We start from the raw sequence: 19230 nt of genomic DNA, 5'->3' as shown, positions 1-19230 counted from the left end.
CAGATCTCCTCCTAATTTAAAGCTCCAGCATATTGACGAACATCTACGAAATGTCCTTCTATTGCAGCTGCAGCCGCCATTTCTGGGCTAACAAGATGTGTCCGTGCTCCATTTCCTTGCCTGCCTTCGAAATTTCGGTTAGATGTCGAAGCACAACGGCCACCAGGCGGAACAATGTCATCATTCATACCTAAACACATACTACAACCAGCATCGCGCCATTCGAAGCCTGCTTCCTTAAATACTTTATCAAGCCCTTCTTCTTCCGCTTGCATTTTCACAAGGAATGAGCCTGGTACAACGATTGCCCGTACCGAATCTTTCACTTTTTTTCCTTTAATAATATGAGCAGCTTTTCGTAAGTCACTTAAGCGCGCATTTGTACATGAGCCAATAAAAACGTGATCAATTTCAATAGAATGAATTGGTTGATTTTCTTTTAGCCCCATATATTCAAGTGCACGTGCAACATCTTCTTTATTTTCAACGTCGGCTAAGCTTGGAGTTGATCCACTTACTGGTGCGCCCATTCCAGGGTTTGTTCCCCAAGTAACCTGTGGCTCAATCGTTGAGGCGTCAATCGTTAGTACTTTATCATACGTAGCACCCTCATCCGTTGCCAATGCCAACCATTCAGCTGCTAACGTATCAAATGCTTCCCCTTTTGGAACATGTCTGCGATGCCTTAAATAGTCAACAGTCGTCTCATCCGGACTAATTAAACCAGCTCGTGCACCTGCTTCAATGGACATGTTACAGATTGTCATACGTTCTTCCATTGACATTTCACGTATTGCTTTACCGGTATACTCTATGATATATCCAGTTCCCATACGTACACCGTATTTAGCAATAATAGCTAGAATTAGATCCTTTGCAGTCGCTCCTCGTGCAAGATCTCCTTCTACTTTAATATTCAATGTCTTTGGTTTTTCTTGCCATAGTGTTTGTGTAGCAAATACATGTTCAACTTCACTTGTTCCAATCCCAAATGCAATTGCACCAAATGCCCCATGTGTGGACGTATGACTATCTCCACATACGATTGTTTTACCTGGCTGCGTGAGCCCTAGCTGCGGGCCAATTATATGAACAATTCCTTGATCTGGATGATACATATCCGCTAAAGGAATATTATGTTCTGCACAGTTTTTCTTTAATGTTTCCATTTGAATCTTGGAAACTTCATCTTTTATAACTTCCCTATCTTTGGTAGGCACGTTATGGTCCATTGTAGCATACGTTAAATCTGGTCTGCGTACTTTACGATCATTTAAACGTAACCCTTCAAACGCCTGTGGAGAAGTCACTTCATGTATCAAATGCAAATCAATATAAATAAGATCAGGCTTACCTTCCTCTTGGTGAACAACATGTTTTTTCCAAATTTTTTCAATTACTGTTTCTGGCTTTCCCATTACATGACACCTCCATCATATAACCATTACTTTCTTTTGATCTGATTTACAACGAGATCCGTCATTTCTGACGTCCCTACTTTTTTACCATTCTTTATATCAAGATCGGCTGTATGATAGCCTGATTCTAACGTCTTATTCACAGCTGCTTCTATTTCAGACGCTTCTTTATCTAACTCAAACGAATAACGCAACATTAGTGCAGCAGATAAGATCATTCCGAGTGGATTTGCAATACCTTTACCAGCAATATCCGGTGCTGATCCATGTACAGGTTCATATAAACCAATATTTTTTGATAGACTAGCTGACGGCAGCATACCGATTGAACCAGTTAAGACAGATGCTTCATCACTCAAAATATCGCCAAATAAATTCTCTGTTACCATGACATCGAAATGGGTAGGATCTGTAATTAATTTCATTGCAGCTGCATCAACGAGCATGTGCTCGACGGTTACTTCCGGATATGCCTTGCTTTTTTCTTCAACGATTTCTCGCCATAAACGACTGGACTCCAATACGTTTGCTTTATCTACCGAAGTAAGATGTTTATTTCTAAGCATTGCACTTTCAAAGGCTTGCTCTACAATACGTTCTATTTCAGTACGATGATAAAGCAATGTGTCTACAGCAACGTTCCCATCTTCTCTTCGCTCTCTTGGCTCTCCAAAATATAAGCCACCAGTCAGTTCGCGAATAATTAAAATATCACTGCCGAGAATAACTTCTTCTTTAAGTGGGGAAGCGTGTAATAGTGGAGCAAAGCCTTTAATTGGACGAATGTTTGCAAATAGCCCAAGTGCTTTTCTAATTTTTAACAGCCCTTGTTCAGGACGAAGCTGAGGGGGGAGCGTATCCCACTTTTTCCCTCCGACTGCGCCAAGCAAGATTGCATCAGCTTGCAAGCACGCTTCAATCGTTTCATCAGCTAACGGTGTTCCATGTTCCTCATAGGCAGCACCACCGATTGTATGGTGTTCAAAATTAAATGTATGACCATATTTTTCTGCAACTGCATCTAATACTGTCTTTGCAGAACCAATGATTTCTCTTCCAATACCATCGCCCGGAAGCAGAATAATTCGCTTACTCATATGCTTCCCTCCTGTTATCAACTATTTTAATAAATATAAATGTGAAAAACTTTGGCCCAGCCACATATCCGTAAGCAAAGGCCAAAGCATCCTATCTAATATTTCATTTCAAGTAGCATTACGTCTACTTATCTTTTATTTAGCTTTTTGTCTTTCTGTTGCTTGCTTTTGAATAATATAACGATTCACAGCATTTATAAACGCATTCGCTGAAGCTTCAATAACATCCTGTGCAGATCCTCTGCCATTCATTTGCTCACCATTTACAACCAACTGAATGTGCGCTTCTGCAAGTGCATCCTTGCCGCGTCCAACAGAACTGATTTGGTAATCTACCAATTCAAGCTCCTCTGTTATAATTGCATCTAGTGTTTCGTATAAGGCCTCAACACTACCACTTCCAGTACACGCCTTCTGAACTATTTTATTTTCCGGCGTCTTTAAAGCGACAGTAGCAGTAGGTATATTCGAATTACCATATTGAACTTGGAACGTTTCAAGCTGATACTTTTCTACCGCAGAATGATCTGTTTGTATTTCTGTCAAAATCGTAAAAAGATCATCATCCGTAACTTCCTTTTTACGATCTGTCAGCTGCTTAAACATAACAAATGCTTCCTTCAGCTTTTCCTCAGATAACGTGTAGCCCATTTCTTTTACTTTGTCTCCGAATGCATGGCGTCCAGAATGCTTCCCTAAAAAGAGTGTGTTCGACTTCAGACCGATCATCTCTGGAGTAATGATTTCATACGTTGCGGCATGCTTTAGCACACCATCCTGATGAATTCCTGACTCATGAGCAAATGCATTTCTTCCAACAATCGCTTTGTTAGCTTGAATATGCATTCCAGTTAATTTGGAGACTAGATCACTCGTACGCTTAATTTCATCAAGCTTAAGACCCGTTGTATACCCATACTGGTCCGAACGAATATTAAACGCTACAGCAATCTCCTCTAAAGCAACATTTCCTGCTCTTTCGCCAATACCATTTATCGTACCTTCTACTTGCGTAGCTCCATTTGCGACCGCAGCAATTGAGTTTGCTGTTGCGAGCCCTAGATCGTTATGACAATGACAAGAAAGAATAGCCCGATCAATATTAGGTACATTTTCCTTCATGTACTTAAACATGCGCCCATACTCTTCAGGTGTTGCATATCCGACAGTATCTGGCAAGTTAATGACCGTCGCTCCAGCATCAATTACTTTTTCAATAATTTGTGCTAAAAAAGGTAAATCAGAACGTGAAGCATCTTCTGCTGACCATTGTACTTGCGGGAACTTCTTACGCGCATAAGTTACCATGTCTACCGCAAGTTTGATTACTTCTTCCGGAGACTTCTTTAGCTTATACGTCATATGAATCGGAGATGTTGCAATAAATACGTGAAGACGTGGTTCATCTGCTCCTTTTAATGCATCCCATGCCGCATCCACATCCGACTTAACCGATCGTGCCAATCCTGTTACAGACGTATTTTTAATTGTATCAGCAATCATTTTTACCGCTTCGAAATCGCCCTTAGAGGAAGCTGGAAAGCCCGCCTCCATTCGATCTACTCCAAAGCGTTCCAGTTGCTTTGCTATCTCAAGCTTTTCTAAACGATTCAAGTTTACACCGGGGGATTGCTCTCCATCTCTCAACGTCGTATCAAAGATTTTTATTCTCGTCATTTTTTATCACTCCCTTTTGTATTATTTCAATGGATTTTTAACAAAAGGCATTAAATCACGAAGCTCTCTACCTACTTTTTCAATAGAATGCTCATTTTCTCTAGCATTTATCGCGTTAAAACGTGGTCTGTTTGCCTGGTTTTCCAAAATCCAGTCTTTCGCAAAGTCTCCAGATTGTACATCCTTCAATACTTCTCTCATACGCTCTCTAGTTTCTTCGTTAATAACGCGTGGTCCAGATACAAAGTCACCCCACTTTGCAGTGTCAGAGATAGAATAACGCATATTTTCTAATCCGCCTTCGTACATCAAGTCAACGATTAATTTAATTTCATGTAAACACTCAAAGTAAGCAACTTCAGGCTGATATCCTGCTTCTGTTAACGTTTCAAAGCCCATCTTCACTAGACTAGTTAAGCCTCCACAAAGTACAGCTTGTTCACCGAATAAATCTGTTTCTGTTTCTTCTTGGAACGTCGTTGCTAGAACGCCAGCACGAGCACCACCGACACCTGCAGCATATGCTAATGCTAAATCCTTCGCATTACCTGTATGATCCTGGAACACACCGTATAGAGCAGGTACGCCAGCGCCTTCTTCATATGTTCTGCGCACTAAATGTCCTGGGCCTTTTGGTGCTACTAAGAATACATCTACGTTTGCCGGTGGTACAATTTGTGAAAAGTGAATGTTGAATCCATGGGCAAATGCTAGTGCACTACCATCTTGTAAATTATCTTTAATGCTATCATTATACACTTGAGCCTGTAATTCATCTGGCAATAATACCATTACAACATCTGCCTGGCTTGTAGCCTCTGCTACAGAAACAACTTCAAAACCGTCTTCCTCTGCTTTTTTCTGTGAGTTTCCAGGTCGAAGTCCAATTACAACGTCTAATCCGCTATCACGAAGGTTCAGTGCATGTGCATGCCCTTGTGAACCATAACCGATAACCGCTATTTTCTTTCCTTGTAGAACCTCTTTGTTAATATCTTTCTCGTATAATACCTTTGACATTTGTATACTCCCTTTCTTATTCCAATAATTATTTTATATATAGGCTGTTATCATAGGCTATTATATAATATGCGTTTGAAAACAGCCGTATCTAATCTAGTTTTTTTAAACAGAGTAAGAATTAATTTCAGTAATTTGTGGCTGATGCCCTCTTAAAAATGCAGTTACACCCGTTTTAGCAATCTCTTTAATCCCATACGGACGAAGCAACGTTACTAACGCATCAATTTTTTCTGGCTTGCCAGTTACCTGTATTGCTAGGCTATCTTTGCTAATATCGATGACCGAAGCGCGAAATGGTGTAATGATACCTTGTATTTCAGCACTTAACTGCGGACTGCTTGCCACTTTAATTAAAGCTAATTCACGGGCAACCATTGCTTTATCCGTAATGTCAGATACTTTGATAACATCAATTTGTTTGTTCAATTGCTTTGTTAGCTGCTCTGTTTTCTGATGATCACTTACTTCAACGACTAAAGTCATTTTGGAAATTCCCGGAGTTTCGGTTTTTCCAACAGAAATACTTTCTATGTTAAATTGTCTACGCTGAAGCATACCAGTTATTCGATTCAGAACACCGCTACGATCTTGTACGGTAGCTGTTATGATTCGTTTCATTTTGTCACTCCTATCATTTCATGAATTCCTTTTCCAGGAGCAATCATTGGGTACACTTTTTCCTTCCTTACAATCCGACAGTCTACGAGAACTGGGCCATCGTATGTGAAAATGTCGCGTAAGACGGAAGGTACATCTTCCTCTTTTTCCACTTTCACCCCACGAATCCCATAGCTTTCTGCTAGTTTGACAAAGTCGGGATTCATATCAAGCAATGACTCGGAATATCTTTCGTCATAAAAGCTTTCCTGCCACTGTCGAACCATTCCAAGTGCTTGGTTATTCAAAATAATGATTTTAATCGGCAAGTTCCATTCTTTAACGATCATTAGCTCCTGCAAGTTCATCTGGAATCCACCATCTCCAGAGATGGAGATTACGAGATCATCCGGTGATCCAAATTGAGCGCCTATTGCAGAAGGAAAGCCGAATCCCATCGACCCTAACCCACCAGAAGTTACCCAACGGTTCGGTTTGTCAAACGTATAGTATTGCGCCGTCCACATTTGATGCTGCCCTACATCCGTAGTTACTATTGCATCCCCATTGGTGATTTTATGAATTTCTTGCAGCATCCATTGTGGAGAAATCAATTCTTCTGGACGTTCATGCCAAAGTGGATATTGCTCCTTATTATTTTGCAAATGCGTCTTCCATGCTTCGTGATCTGGCATTTCAACGGTAGTATCCAACAGTGCGTTTAATGCTTCTTTAGCATCCGCAACTACAGGAATAGCTGTTGCTACGTTTTTACCTATCTCTGCAGGATCAATATCAATATGAGCGACTTTCGCATTTGGAGCAAAATGCTGTAAATTTCCAGTTAGACGATCATCAAATCTTGCCCCGATATTTATTAATAGATCACATTCATAAAGCGCCATGTTCGCTGCATACGTGCCGTGCATCCCAGCCATCCCTAACGCGAGTGGGCTAGATCCCGGAAAACTTCCTAGGCCAAGTAATGTATTCGTAATAGGCAATTCGTACTTTTCTACAAATTGTTTTAACTGTTCGGAAGCCTTTGAAAACAACACCCCTGCTCCCGCAAGTACTACTGGTTTTTTCGACTTACTTAAAGCTTCGGCAAGCTTAATAATTTGAAGCGGATTTGGCTTCATCGTCGGCTGATACCCCGGCAAATAAAAATCCTTTTTAAACTTTTTAGCGGATACTTCTTCGGAAATATTTTTCGGAATATCAATAACTACTGGACCAGGTCTGCCTGTAGTAGCAATATGGAATGCCTCATTTACAATCCTTGGCAAATCAGCAAGGTCTTTCACTTGGTAATTATATTTCGTAATAGGTGTCGTAATCCCTAAAACATCCGATTCTTGAAAAGCGTCTGTTCCGATTACTTTATTCGCAACTTGACCAGTAAAAATAACGAGTGGCAACGAATCCATCATTGCATCCGTAATTCCTGTAATTAAATTCGTTGCACCAGGGCCAGATGTAGCTAAAACAACACCGGGCTTTCCTGTAACTCTTGCATATCCCTCTGCAGCATAGATAGATCCTTGTTCATGTCTGGACAATATATGCTTAAAAGAAGTCTCATTACGGTAGAGCGCATCGTAAATTGGTAAGACTGCTCCACCCGGATAACCAAATATCGTATCAACATCAGCTTCCGCAAGTAGCTGCACTAATAGATCTGCACCTGTCATTGGTTGTTTCGTACTATTTGGCATCGGCTCACCCTCAACTTCTACTTTCATTCTCATTTGTTGATTCACTCCTCCTTATAGGACTAAGTTATAAAATTTATATTCTAAAAGTGACGTATCGACTTCTTCACATGACTACTGGTACCGGTACGTTCAAAAGAATACAAAAAACCCTTCTCTCCCTAAATTCCACATACTTGCAGAATTTTTGGGGAGAAAAGAGTTTCTTTTCACGGTACCACCCAGGTTGTTCATAGTATCCTTGCGAATACTACCTTATGAGGCTTTACATACAGCCCACTTTGGTAACAGGTGCTCATATTAACACCTGGCTAAGCCTAATTAAAAGCAACCTTTCGTTCAACTTAGCACTCAAGGATGATGTCGGAATAAAATGTAATTCTAGGCTTCCAGCAACCCTAGATCTCTGTAATTACATTGTTCTTTATCCCTTTTTTCCCGTCATCGAGTTCAATCGTATTTAAATTATCAACTTTAAAAATGAATCGTATAATTACGTTATTTTTATTTTCCAACAATTTTGTAATGAAAAGGTCATCTATACTTTATACTATACAGTACAGATTATTTTATTACATTCAAGTTAAATAATCAACAGCTATTAGAAAATGTTTTTCAGCTTACTTCAATTGATTCCTTTTTAGTAGGGTAACATTGAACACCATCTGTTAAAACGAGCTTACGGAAAGCTTCCAACAACTGCTTTGTAATGCTTCCAGGTTTTCCATTCCCTATTTGCCTATTATCTGCAACAACTACTGGTATAACTTCTGCAGCGGTCCCGGTGAGAAATACTTCGTCTGCTACATACACATCATGAAGCGTAAACGGCTTTTCTTCCATTTCGTAACCCAAATCCTTTGCAAGGTCAATGATTACATTACGCGTAATCCCTTCCAAAGCGCCTAAGTATACCGGTGGTGTAATAATTTTCCCGTTCTTCACGAGGAAAATATTATCCGCAGAGCCTTCGGTTACATATCCTTGATCGTTTAAAATCAATGCTTCGTCTGCATCTGCTTGAACAGACGCAAGCTTCACTAATATATTATTTAAATAGTTCAATGATTTAATTTGCGGGTTTAACACATCTGGGCGACTTCTGCGATTTGCTATAGACGCCACCTTGAGTCCATTTTCATATAGCTCACTGGAGTATATCGCGAGTGCTTCCGCAATAACGATAACAGTCGGCATTGGACAATTTCTCGGATCCAATCCTAAATCGCCTGCACCTCTTGATACGACTACCCGAATATAGGCACTGGATAGTTCGTTTTTGCAAACAGTTGTCACAATAATCTGCCTTAGCTCCTCCTTGGTGTATGGGATGTTTAGCATAATGGAATGAGCTGATTCGTATAATCGATCTATATGCTCATCGAGCTTAAAAACGTTTCCGCTATAAACGCGAATTCCTTCAAATACGCCATCTCCATACAAAAAGCCATGGTCAAAAACAGATATGACAGCTTCGTTTTTATTTACGTATTGACCGTTTAGAAAAATTAACTGATTGCTCAGCGTCAGCACTCCTTTCTTTTTTTATTTTAAAAATTTTCTTATGTTGACGACAATCATACAACGTTTTAACTTAAGAGTCAATACGTCTACAACACATCTTTCACACATTTCTATTATTTTAAAAAGCGATTCAAAAATTGGTTGCGCTTACAACATTATTGGATGAATAATTGCAACAATTTCACAAATGGAAAATAATTTTTATACTTTTTTTGTAAAAGTTACACTTTCACCCACCTAAACAGAAATTCTGCTTTTAATGTTAAGAGACGCTTTCAAAAAGGGCCTGAAAAAGTAGCCAAAGAAGCTTATTCCCGTTTCAGCAAACGCCATAGCGTTTGAAGCAACGTTTTTCGTTCTGCACCATAGACTTCCGTTTTAGTCGGACGCTTTTCACAAGCGGCGGCTGAGCCTCTTTTTAATCAAGACTCTGTCTAACTACATTCTTATTCAGGCGATCAACTGCGATAACGTTTTTCCCAGACTGAATATAAACAATTCGACTAGCAAGCTTTCTAGCCTCCGTTAAGTCGTGTGTCACAAGGAGGATGGGGATTTGCCATTGTGTATGTAAACGTATTAGTTCTTCATGCGCCTTCATGCGTGCTTTTCCATCAAGAGCAGAAAATGGTTCATCGAGCAATAGCAATTCTGGTTCCGTCGCCAAGGCTCTAGCAAGGGCGACTCGTTGCTTTTCTCCGCCAGATATTTCATGCGGATATCGATCTTGCAAATGTTCAATACTCAATTGCTTCATCACTCTTTTGCCTAGCTGTTCATTTTTCATCCCGTATGTAATATTTCCCCACACGGTTTTGTGAGGAAAAAGTGCATAATCTTGAAAAAAATAACCGATATTTCTCTTATGGATAGGTATTATCGATTTCCCGTGCGCAACAAGTGGCACATCATTTAGTCGAATTTCTCCGTCATCAATCTTAATTAACCCTGCAATACTATTTAAAATCGTTGTTTTCCCCGATCCTGATGGACCAAATAAAGCGACGATTTCCTCTCCCATCTGAAATTGTACATCTAATGTAAAGTGAGCCATCTTCTTTTTAATTTGAACAGTGAGCATATACCATCTTCCTCTACATTAAAAATAAGAGTACCATTTACATTTTTATTATACCGCTGAATGAATTCCATACTAAACTGTATTAAAAATGGCACACCGGCCCTGTTTAGAAACACAGCGACCGAATCGAAGCCACTGACATATAGCAAATTAAACGGTTTATCATGGATCGATGAGGACCTATTAAAAGGTAGTGCGGGTAAGTGGTCCTGTAAGAACTAGAAACTATAAAAGATTTTGCTTCTAGTATTTGAGTATTTATTTATGCGAGTCAATTTCATAATGGCCATTTTTATGAAATCACAGAAGAACAGAATTTTAAAATCGACTTAAAAATTTAAAGCTAGATTGGTGTCTGCTGTGTTCCATCCGGATACACACAGACGAGTTGGTGTTGCTATGCAACCTGTTTTTTTGGTTGAATGCTGTATTCATTCGATCAACTGCTGTACGCCGATTATAGATAATTCCCCAAGCTTTTGATCCGCGAGCTGGAGCTGTATACATGTTTATAAATCGGTTCATAATCAAATTCGGCATGCCTGTCAATTGTTGAAATGATTGCATCGTATTTTTGGATAGGTTCCATATCGTATAGTTCTTGAATGCTAAATAAGCTAGGTTGACGTGTAATGATCAAAGGGAGTGTCCCTTCAGTCTAAGGTTTGTAGTCAACTACTATTAGACAAGAATTGGGGAGGCACTTCTTTTTTTAAGTTTTCATACCCTTGCCCTGTAAGGACTTGGAATTGTGAAATTCATTTATGCGTATGTCTCATCATATTTCTTGCACTCCACCAGTTCAACCAAAATATTGCCCCAAATCCAAGTACGACTATTATTGTTACCCAAAACTTTGCGGTCGTCATATCCCCTGATTCCACTGCAAAATATATAGCTAATGGAATTGTATCGGTCACATTTGGAATATAGCCAGCAATCATTAGCGTTGCGCCAAATTCACCGAGCGCTCGTGCAAAGGCGAGTACTAATCCAGCCAATAATCCGGGCCAAGCAAGCGGAAATGAAATGGTCCAAAACACCTTCCATTTTGGGGATCCCATCGTCCGCGCAGCGTTTTCTATATTCCGATCGTATTGCCGGAATGCAGCAGATGCGCTTTGATACATTAATGGAAAGGACACGACGATTGCTGCAATAATCGCGCCATACCATGTAAATACAATTTGAAAATCAAACCATTGAAGCAACAGCTTTCCGATTAACCCTTGCTTTCCGAACATATACAATAACCCAAACCCTACAACAGTAGGCGGTAATACGAGCGGAAGCAAAATCACCGACTCAACTGCACTTTTACCAGGGAAGGAGTTTCTTGCGACTAACCGTGCGAGTAATATACCAGTGACAAATGTAAATAAAGTAGCAATTCCAGCCGTTTTTAAAGATAATAAAAGTGGATAAAAACTAATCTCACTCATTCCAATCACCTAAATCTTCATTTCTGAAAGCCATACGTATTTAAAATATCTTGTCCACTCGATGATCGTATAAAATCAAGAAATGCTGTTGCTTCTTCTTTATTGTCACTATCGGAAACAATGGCCCCTGGATAAATAATCGGTTTATGATGCTTTTCATCCACCTCTTCTATAATAGTTACAGCATCAGAGATACGTGCATCACTTTTATATACAAATCCAACATTTACATTCCCTGTTTCGGTATAGGTTAACACTTGACGTACGTCCTTCGCTAAAACAAACTTTTCTTGGAGTTCGTCCCACATACCGAGACTTATTAACAGCTCTTTCGTATACTGTCCTGCTGGAACACTTTCTGGATTACCAATAGCAATTTGATCAATCGTTTGATTAGCGATTTCATCGATCGATTCTATTTGGTCTGCTGTATTTATTTTTCCAATCAGGACAAGCTTGTTCCTAGTAATATTATCTCGCGTAGCTTGTTCGATCAGTTCCTTTTCTTCTAATAAATCCATCCATTTCTCACTTGCAGATATAAATACATCGGCAGGAGCACCTTGTTCAATTTGGTGTGCTAACTTGCCTGAACCAGCAAAATTGTAAATAATTCGAACATTGTGATCCGCTTCATATGCCTCTTTCATCTCTTCCATCACATCCGCTAAACTAGCTGCAGCAGATACCGTCAGTTTTACCTTTTCGTTGTTCATTGAATCTTCAACTATAGCATTCGAGGTGTCGGTGTTTTTGCAGCCTACAAGCACACTAATTAAGACATATAAATAAAAAAGTTTTCTATACACATGCTCGCCCCCTGCACTCTCATATAATTAGTTATATCTAGTTATAATTATTTATGCCTAATTATAACTAGGTGTTTTCTTTTTGTAAATGTTAATATAGATTAAAACAATTACGTATGGAGGCATTAATCGTGTCACAAAATGAGTCTTTAACGACAGAAGAAGTGGCAGCAATCTTAAAAGTATCAAAATTAACTGTGTATGATTTAATAAAAAAAGGAACACTTCCTTCTTATCGAGTAGGTCGACAAATCCGAGTCGATGCAAATGAATTAGAAAATTATAAGGCGAAAGGAAAAGGAACTGCCCCGCTAAACAAAGGGGAACGCACACATACAACTGGCGACGATCGCATGATTATTATAAGCGGGCAGGACAATTGTCTTGATATTTTAGCAAGAGAATTGGAGGAGGAATTAGACGAATATCGTTTTTTGCGCTCTCACTCTGGCAGCTTAGACAGCCTTATTGAATTATATAAAGGCAGTGCCCACATTGTAAGCACCCATTTACTTGACGGAGATACAGGTGAATACAACGTTTCTTATGCAAGAAAATTGTTAGTAAGCAAACCTTTCACGATCGTGCATTTAATAGCGAGACAGGCGGGCTTATACGTTGCAAAGGGAAATCCGAAGCAAATCCATTCATGGGAAGATTTGAAACGCTCTTCCATTACGATTGTTAATCGTGAGGCCGGAGCAGGAGCCCGGGTATTATTGGATGAACAGTTACGCATACATCGTATTAATCGATCGCAAGTAAAAGGGTATGCAAATGAAAAAACGAGTCATATGGCAATTGCCGGGATGATTGCAAGTGGTGAGGTCGATGCGGGAGTAGGAATTGAGCAAGTTGCAAAAACCGCTCCAATTGATTTTGTCCCGCTAATTACCGAAAGCTACGATTTAGTCATGCTCAATAAGAAACACAATACGCTTGTTGACGCTGTTATAACTATTTTGCAGTCTTCTGCTTTTAAACGAAAGCTTGCCGCTCTAGGGTATGATACGAGAAAAACTGGAAAGATCATATATGAGCAATAGCGTAAATTAAAACGCACCAAAGACATAATAATCGTTGAGTTCGCTTTTTTAAAAGACCGTTAAACATATTCAGTTAAACTTGTTGAATTCCGTTCTATTCGGATATTTACGTAGGTAGGAGGCGAGCACCTACAGAAAAGAACTCCCCTCACAAATAAAGTACATGCGTCGTTTTTGTTCGGCACGCTGAGCACTTTAACATTCATTTGAAACAGTTTCCAATAGAAAAAGGCATTCAGCATCCCGCTATTAACTTGCGGAATACTAAATGCCTTTAGTCGTCTAATCGACATATGCTCAGTTTGCTTTTTGTTCATACGTTTTTTAGCTTTCATAGGAACCTTTGAATGTTAAATCGCACTTCAAAGCTTTAACGAAACTACTACTTCATTACAAATACTGTCGTCTCAAATCTGCTGCTGATTTTGGATGTAAATAACCTGGACCAATATCGTAGCACGTTTTTGCGCCAATTTGACCTTCCTTGTTTAACCGATAGGCGGCTCGTGCGTATGCAACTAACACACTTGAAGTAAATTCCGGATTGCTACTTAAATTTAAACTAAATTCATAAATTTGATTGTTCGCTTCACCTGTTTTTCCGCTATGAATTACGAAGCCCCCATGTGGCATAGCAGAATGATCCCTTTTCAGTTCCTCTTCAGTTATAAAGTGAACCGTCGTATGATAGTCAGCAAAGTAATTTGGCATTGTTTTAATCGTTTCTTCGATTTTCGCCTTATCTGCGCCATCTTCAGCAACAATATAACATTCCCGTTCATGTTTATCGCTCGTTGACAATGTAGGATTATCGCCATTACGAACTTGTTCAATCGCTTCCTCTGAAGGGATCGTATATTGAACGCCTGCTTTAACACCTTCAATGCGGCGTACTGCATCTGAATGACCTTGACTCAATCCCTTGCCCCAAAATGTATACGTTTCGCCTTCTGGCAATACTGCTTCCGCTAGCACCCGATTAATAGAAAACAGGCCAGGATCCCAGCCAACAGAAATAACACTCGTTTTACCGCTCTGTTTTGCAACAGGATCAACGGAAGAAAAATACTCTGGTATTTTAGCATGTGTATCAAAGCTATCTACCGTATTAAACATAGCAGCAAAGGATGGTGTCTGCTCCGGTAAATCCGTTGCAGAACCTCCACAAAGGAGCATGACATCAATTTTATCTTTGTAATTCTTTGCTTCATCAATATGTAAAGTTGCCACATTCGGGTCAAGCGTATCGACAGAACCTCTTCTTGAAAAAACAGCAACAAGTTCCATATCTGGCTGTTGACGAATAGATGCTTCTGCACCTCTTCCTAAATTCCCGTACCCAACGATACCAACTCTAATCTTATTTGTCATTCCTTATCCCTCCAAATTAAGAATGTCGCTTTCACTTCCACTTATTTTATACTATCGCTTTTTATTTCTATGTGCAATATAGACATCTTTATCATAAACAATAAAAATGATGGAATACTAACTACAGGAGGTGTTGCTATGTCCAAATCCTATCGTTGCCCTAACTGTAAGACAAATCGAACGAGATTTAACATAATTGAGCAAGTAGACCGTTCGGTTAAGCTTGATCCACACTCTGGTGATATTATTACCGAGTTTACTTCAAATAATATGGATCCTTTCCATATGGCTTATAATGGGCCAAAATATCGAATCCAATGCGGCGCTTGCGGATTGATAGAAAACGAACATACTTTTATAAAATACGCTTCATACGATACGTAGTTTTTAGCGAAAGGAGACAATAAAGGTGAGTGGAAAACCAAAAGGACCCAAACAAACGGAAAATCCAGATTTACCCCAAAGCCCAAAGCAACCATATGGTGAGCCGCTTAGCGGATCGCACAAAGTAAAAAACAAAAATCATTCCCGTCAAAAAAAAGACACTTCGCATGATATGTAACAAGAGCAGCAAGGCATTATGCTTTGCTGCTCTTTATGTATCGTCGCTCCGTTTTCTTTCTATATACGTAATTTATTGAATCTTATCCCACTAACCAATCATGTTATACACATTTCAAATACAAATTTTTATGCAACCGGCATAATAAAAGTACTTGAAGAAGGAAGGTGTATAACATGATGCAAATATGCAACGTAACGAAAGTGTATAACAAAAAGAACGTATTAAATAACGTTTCTCTAACGATTCCTGTCGGGAGTTGCTATGGTCTAGCAGGCCCAAATGGTGCTGGAAAGTCTACTTTAATAAAAATTATTGCATCCATTATTAAACAAGACAAAGGAACGGTTACAATCAATGAACAAAAGCCTCAAAGAATGAAGCAAAACATCGGTTATGTTCCCCAAGAAGTTTGTTTGGAGCAACACGTAACAACATTCCAAAACCTCTGTTTTTTCGGACGTTTATACGGACTTAAGGGAAAGCGTTTAATACAACGTGCAAATACAATTCTAACTTACATCGGTTTGAATGAAAGGAAAAATGATAAAGTTTCAACCTTTTCAGGCGGCATGAAACGTCGTTTGAATATTGGATGTGCATTAATGAATGAGCCTACCTTAATTATTATGGATGAGCCAACTGTAGGAATTGACCCTCAATCGAGATTATACATTTTTGATATGATTGCCCGCCTTAAACAGACAGGCGTTACCATTATATATGCCACTCACTATATGGAAGAAATTGAAAGAGTGTGCGATGAGGTTGCTTTTATCGATCAGGGTGAAGTCGTAGAAAATGGAAGCGTCAATGAATTGATACAAAAATACGCGACTCCATCTGTATTCGTCCAAGGGCCAGAAATTAACGAAATGACATTTGAATATTTGGGCGATTTCCAAAGGAAACAAAATGGTTATCTCATAATGACGCGAAATCCAATGCAAACGATGGAAAAACTACTCGGTGAGTGCCGAAAAAAAGCATTGCCATTAGATAGAATTGAACTTGTCCAACCTCGAATAGAAGATGTGTTTTTCAAGCTAACTGGAAACTCACTTCGCACATAGCAAGTTCGTACTATGAATAGTTCGTTAAACACTATTTAATTTAAAGGAGTGCATACAAATGGTTGCCATTTTTAAAATAGAGATGTTAAAAATAACGCAGGATCGTGGCATTTATTTTTGGACGTTTCTTTTACCAATTATTTTTACCGTATTATTTATTTCAATCCTTACATCGGGAGCCGACGAAACAATTCAGGAACAAATGATCCTATCCATTATACCCGGTTATACGGTAATGTTTGTATTTTTTATAATGATTACAATGGTTTCCACATTTATAAAAGATCGCGATCACGGATTCACTGCGAGGCTCGCTAGCACCCCCCTTTCACCGATGCATTACTTATTTGGTAAGTGGATTCCATATATGTGTATCGTTCTAATTCAAATTGCCGTACTATTACTGTTCGGGAAGCTTGTTTATGACATTCCGCTTCATGAGCCACTCTTATTACTGTTGCTCGCTATTTTATTAACGTTTACAGTAACAGGATTCGGATTAGCGCTTGCACTTATTGTGAAAACCGATAATATGGGAATTGCTATTACACAAATAGTTGCACTTGGCGGTGCCATTATCGGCGGGCTATGGATGCCCATTGACATGATGCCAGAAATCATACAAACAATTAGTAAATTCCTGCCCCAATATTGGGCGCATCAAGCATTTTCTACTGCAATGACCGGTTCAATTGAGATAAATGATTTCATGACAGCTGCTTTCATTCTATTTGGCTTTGGTATGGTAGGATTTATTATCGCCATTATTTGTTATCCACAATTTTTGAGACGTGCAAAAAACTAGCGTTAGCTCCGTGGGGGGGATTTGTTTGAAAATTAACATTGATATTGACGACAAGCACGCAGAGACAACGATTACGATTCAGGCAAATGAATGGAGTCAAGAATTGGACGATATTGTTTCTCTTATTAAAAAAAGAAAACCACAACGTCTCTTTGGTATGCTTGAAGACCAAACGGTATTGCTTAACCCTGAGGAAATCGATTTTATCTACGCCGAAAACAGGAAGGTCTTTGCTGTTGTCAATGAAAAACGATTGGAAATTAAAATGAAGCTATATGAAGCAGAAGAAGCACTCATTATTCACGACTTTATGCGTTTTTCAAAATCAGTTATCGGAAATATAAATCAAATTCAACGATTTGAGTTAGCCTTTAATGGGAACCTATGCGTTTTTTTTCACAGTGGCAACAAAGAATACATTACAAGAAAATATGTTGCCGATATTAAAGAAAAACTTGAAATGGGAGGTAGAGGCTAATGTTTACAGCCGTTGAAGTTTTAAAAAGAAGCATGCTCGGTATTGCGTATGGAGCAATATTTACTTTTATCTTTTTAACAGTAGCAATGCTCAATAACTTACAGACGTCTGTTCGTGTTGTTTGGGAATCCATGCTTGCTAGCTTTATACTAGGTATCTTCTTTGGCCTCGCTTCATTTATTTTTGAGCACGAGGATTGGAGTCCGTTAAAGAAAACAGTTATCCATTTCAGCTTGTCCATCACCTGTTATTTTACTATAGCCCTTTTCATCGGGTGGATTCCGTTACATGTTTTAGCTATTGTTAGCACGATTTTTATTTTCATCGTAATTTATACAATCTTTTGGCTCGGTTACACAGTCTACTTCAAAAAGTTAGAAGCACGGTTAAATGATGAACTAAAGAAAGGAAAATAACTTTAGATCTACTTAATATATATGAATAAAAACGTCCTTCAAAGCTTTAACAGATAATGAAGGATGTTTTTATTTAACGGATGATAAATCGCTATCTTTTTTGTTCAAGTACATTAAAAAAGTAAAAACATAAGAAAAACCACGCTATCGAAATAATAATTGCACCGATCACATCTGTAGCAAAATGAGCATCTAGATACACCCTGCTTACAGCAACAACGAGCAACAATGTAATTAGTAAAACACACGCTCCTATTTTAAATGTGCTATTTTTAATAGATACAATCGATAGGTATATTAAAAATAAAAATAGTATTGAAGCTCGCATCGTGTGTCCACTTGGAAAGCTATACGATTGAATTTCGAATGGCATATTAAACACTTCTATGTAACGAGCAGCTTCCCCTGGGCGTTCCCGGCTAATAACCATTTTTAATAAAAAGTTTAAAACAACCCCACCTACCGACAACGTCAAGAAGAAACTAAAATGACGCCAGTTTCGTCTCCATAAAAAAATCATTCCTACGACTATGGTAAAAACTAAGATCACCTCACTTGAGCCGATCAACGAAATGTAATGCATCATCTTCGTAACAAAAGGCGTCGATTTGTAAGTCATCCAGTAAGAAATAGTTTCATCAATTAAAAATCCATTCATGCCAGATGTTAATAATACAACGATAAAAAACAAAAACATAAAGACACTCGATATAAGTAAAAAACGCTTATTTCCCTTCTGCAACCCCAATCTTATCACCTATACTTTCTTGTTGAATAAAACTCACTTTTCAATTCAACACCATTGCTTGATCCTATCCTACTTCTATATAATTTTTCCAAATTATTGCTACATACATTGCAGGAAGCAAGTATAGCAGTAGACTCTATACTAAAAACGAGTCGAATTTATAGAATCTATCCAGACAAACTCTCTCTGTTATAGTTGATAAAATATTAATTTCGACTATAATAATAAGTGTCTTTATTTTTATGGGGCATTAGCTCAGTTGGGAGAGTGCTTGCGTGGCACGCAAGAGGTCACCGGTTCAAGCCCGGTATGCTCCATTATTTAAATATCGGTTCGTATAACTACGGG

General features: G+C 38.8%; 19 protein-coding genes and 1 tRNA gene. 8 read left to right on the top strand and 12 right to left on the bottom strand.

Annotation, left to right across the window (positions count from 1 at the left end; translation table 11 throughout):
- Positions 1 to 11 precede the first annotated feature (11 nt).
- The 10 genes from leuC to modA all read right to left on the bottom strand — a co-directional run bounded on the left by leuC (position 12) and on the right by modA (position 12383).
- Positions 12 to 1418: a 3-isopropylmalate dehydratase large subunit gene (gene leuC, locus ACLIBH_RS00925; RefSeq protein ID WP_439314789.1), complete on the bottom strand. Its 1407-nt coding sequence runs from the start codon at positions 1416 to 1418 to the stop codon at positions 12 to 14.
- 26 nt (positions 1419 to 1444) lie between these two features.
- Positions 1445 to 2515: a 3-isopropylmalate dehydrogenase gene (leuB, locus tag ACLIBH_RS00920; RefSeq protein WP_439314788.1), complete on the bottom strand. Its 1071-nt coding sequence runs from the start codon at positions 2513 to 2515 to the stop codon at positions 1445 to 1447.
- Between the two features lie 135 nt (positions 2516 to 2650).
- Positions 2651 to 4192, bottom strand: a complete 1542-nt coding sequence (locus ACLIBH_RS00915) for a 2-isopropylmalate synthase (protein ID WP_439314787.1) — start codon at positions 4190 to 4192, stop codon at positions 2651 to 2653.
- Between the two features lie 21 nt (positions 4193 to 4213).
- Positions 4214 to 5212 (bottom strand): ketol-acid reductoisomerase, encoded by a 999-nt coding sequence (ilvC, locus tag ACLIBH_RS00910; RefSeq protein WP_439314786.1) that lies wholly within the window; start codon positions 5210 to 5212, stop codon positions 4214 to 4216.
- A 105-nt stretch (positions 5213 to 5317) separates the two neighbouring features.
- Positions 5318 to 5833: an acetolactate synthase small subunit gene (gene ilvN / locus ACLIBH_RS00905; RefSeq protein ID WP_439314785.1), complete on the bottom strand. Its 516-nt coding sequence runs from the start codon at positions 5831 to 5833 to the stop codon at positions 5318 to 5320.
- A complete protein-coding gene (gene ilvB, locus ACLIBH_RS00900; RefSeq protein WP_439314843.1) occupies positions 5830 to 7557 on the bottom strand; it encodes a biosynthetic-type acetolactate synthase large subunit in 1728 nt (575 codons plus the stop codon). Before ilvB ends, ilvN begins: the two co-directional genes overlap by 4 nt.
- 585 nt (positions 7558 to 8142) lie before the next feature.
- Positions 8143 to 9051 (bottom strand): branched-chain-amino-acid transaminase, encoded by a 909-nt coding sequence (gene ilvE / locus ACLIBH_RS00895; protein ID WP_439314842.1) that lies wholly within the window; start codon positions 9049 to 9051, stop codon positions 8143 to 8145.
- Positions 9052 to 9469: 418 nt separating this feature from the next.
- Entirely contained in the window at positions 9470 to 10132 is a 663-nt protein-coding gene (locus tag ACLIBH_RS00890) for an ATP-binding cassette domain-containing protein (RefSeq protein ID WP_439314784.1), read from the bottom strand.
- A gap of 758 nt (positions 10133 to 10890) precedes the next feature.
- On the bottom strand, positions 10891 to 11574 hold the full coding sequence (gene modB / locus ACLIBH_RS00885) for a molybdate ABC transporter permease subunit (RefSeq protein WP_439314783.1): 684 nt from the start codon (positions 11572 to 11574) through the stop codon (positions 10891 to 10893).
- 17 nt (positions 11575 to 11591) lie between these two features.
- On the bottom strand, positions 11592 to 12383 hold the full coding sequence (gene modA, locus ACLIBH_RS00880) for a molybdate ABC transporter substrate-binding protein (protein ID WP_439314782.1): 792 nt from the start codon (positions 12381 to 12383) through the stop codon (positions 11592 to 11594).
- A gap of 131 nt (positions 12384 to 12514) precedes the next feature.
- Here modA and ACLIBH_RS00875 point away from each other — a divergent pair, with 131 nt between their 5' ends.
- Complete coding sequence (locus ACLIBH_RS00875; RefSeq protein ID WP_439314781.1) at positions 12515 to 13429, top strand: substrate-binding domain-containing protein; 915 nt, start codon at positions 12515 to 12517, stop codon at positions 13427 to 13429.
- 390 nt (positions 13430 to 13819) lie between these two features.
- On the opposite strand, the gene ACLIBH_RS00870 is transcribed toward ACLIBH_RS00875, so the two are convergent.
- Positions 13820 to 14800, bottom strand: coding sequence for a diaminopimelate dehydrogenase (locus ACLIBH_RS00870; protein ID WP_439314780.1), 981 nt, complete (start codon positions 14798 to 14800; stop codon positions 13820 to 13822).
- Positions 14801 to 14938: 138 nt separating this feature from the next.
- Between ACLIBH_RS00870 and ACLIBH_RS00865 the strand changes: the two genes are divergently transcribed.
- The 6 genes from ACLIBH_RS00865 (at position 14939) to ACLIBH_RS00840 (ending at position 18134) form a co-directional block, all read left to right on the top strand.
- Positions 14939 to 15184, top strand: a complete 246-nt coding sequence (locus ACLIBH_RS00865) for a DNA alkylation repair protein (protein ID WP_439314779.1) — start codon at positions 14939 to 14941, stop codon at positions 15182 to 15184.
- A gap of 25 nt (positions 15185 to 15209) precedes the next feature.
- Complete coding sequence (locus tag ACLIBH_RS00860; RefSeq protein ID WP_439314778.1) at positions 15210 to 15362, top strand: small acid-soluble spore protein P; 153 nt, start codon at positions 15210 to 15212, stop codon at positions 15360 to 15362.
- Between the two features lie 176 nt (positions 15363 to 15538).
- Entirely contained in the window at positions 15539 to 16435 is an 897-nt protein-coding gene (locus ACLIBH_RS00855) for an ABC transporter ATP-binding protein (RefSeq protein ID WP_439314777.1), read from the top strand.
- Between the two features lie 58 nt (positions 16436 to 16493).
- A complete protein-coding gene (locus ACLIBH_RS00850) occupies positions 16494 to 17240 on the top strand; it encodes an ABC transporter permease (protein WP_439314776.1) in 747 nt (248 codons plus the stop codon).
- Between the two features lie 25 nt (positions 17241 to 17265).
- The gene (locus ACLIBH_RS00845) at positions 17266 to 17718 is read left to right on the top strand and encodes a LytTR family DNA-binding domain-containing protein (protein WP_439314775.1); all 453 of its coding nucleotides are present in this window, start codon (positions 17266 to 17268) and stop codon (positions 17716 to 17718) included.
- Positions 17718 to 18134 carry a DUF3021 domain-containing protein gene (locus ACLIBH_RS00840; protein ID WP_439314774.1) on the top strand — a complete coding sequence of 139 codons (417 nt, stop codon included), beginning with the start codon at positions 17718 to 17720 and terminating at the stop codon, positions 18132 to 18134. The genes ACLIBH_RS00845 and ACLIBH_RS00840 overlap by 1 nt, the downstream gene beginning before the upstream one ends.
- A 91-nt stretch (positions 18135 to 18225) precedes the next feature.
- Here ACLIBH_RS00840 and ACLIBH_RS00835 read toward each other — a convergent pair whose 3' ends face one another.
- Entirely contained in the window at positions 18226 to 18882 is a 657-nt protein-coding gene (locus ACLIBH_RS00835) for a phosphatase PAP2 family protein (protein WP_439314773.1), read from the bottom strand.
- 244 nt (positions 18883 to 19126) lie between these two features.
- Here ACLIBH_RS00835 and ACLIBH_RS00830 point away from each other — a divergent pair.
- A tRNA-Ala gene (locus ACLIBH_RS00830) sits at positions 19127 to 19199 on the top strand.
- The last annotated feature ends 31 nt before the right edge of the window (positions 19200 to 19230 follow it).

Source organism: Virgibacillus sp. W0430, from assembly GCF_051846935.1.
Classification (GTDB): domain Bacteria; phylum Bacillota; class Bacilli; order Bacillales; family Amphibacillaceae; genus JBPYCR01.
Note: the sequence above shows the minus strand (reverse complement) of the source record. Positions and strands in the feature narration are given on the sequence as shown.

Bases quoted from the DNA above. Each gene is read 5' to 3' on its own strand.
- leuC (WP_439314789.1), bottom strand. From the start codon at position 1,418: ATGGGAAAGCCAGAAACAGTAATTGAAAAAATTTGGAAAAAACATGTT.
- leuB (WP_439314788.1), bottom strand. From the start codon at position 2,515: ATGAGTAAGCGAATTATTCTGCTTCCGGGCGATGGTATTGGAAGAGAA.
- ACLIBH_RS00915 (WP_439314787.1), bottom strand. From the start codon at position 4,192: ATGACGAGAATAAAAATCTTTGATACGACGTTGAGAGATGGAGAGCAA.
- ilvC (WP_439314786.1), bottom strand. From the start codon at position 5,212: ATGTCAAAGGTATTATACGAGAAAGATATTAACAAAGAGGTTCTACAA.
- ilvN (WP_439314785.1), bottom strand. From the start codon at position 5,833: ATGAAACGAATCATAACAGCTACCGTACAAGATCGTAGCGGTGTTCTG.
- ilvB (WP_439314843.1), bottom strand. From the start codon at position 7,557: ATGAAAGTAGAAGTTGAGGGTGAGCCGATGCCAAATAGTACGAAACAA.
- ACLIBH_RS00890 (WP_439314784.1), bottom strand. From the start codon at position 10,132: ATGCTCACTGTTCAAATTAAAAAGAAGATGGCTCACTTTACATTAGAT.
- modB (WP_439314783.1), bottom strand. From the start codon at position 11,574: ATGAGTGAGATTAGTTTTTATCCACTTTTATTATCTTTAAAAACGGCT.
- ACLIBH_RS00870 (WP_439314780.1), bottom strand. From the start codon at position 14,800: ATGACAAATAAGATTAGAGTTGGTATCGTTGGGTACGGGAATTTAGGA.
- ACLIBH_RS00865 (WP_439314779.1), top strand. From the start codon at position 14,939: ATGTCCAAATCCTATCGTTGCCCTAACTGTAAGACAAATCGAACGAGA.
- ACLIBH_RS00855 (WP_439314777.1), top strand. From the start codon at position 15,539: ATGATGCAAATATGCAACGTAACGAAAGTGTATAACAAAAAGAACGTA.
- ACLIBH_RS00850 (WP_439314776.1), top strand. From the start codon at position 16,494: ATGGTTGCCATTTTTAAAATAGAGATGTTAAAAATAACGCAGGATCGT.
- ACLIBH_RS00840 (WP_439314774.1), top strand. From the start codon at position 17,718: ATGTTTACAGCCGTTGAAGTTTTAAAAAGAAGCATGCTCGGTATTGCG.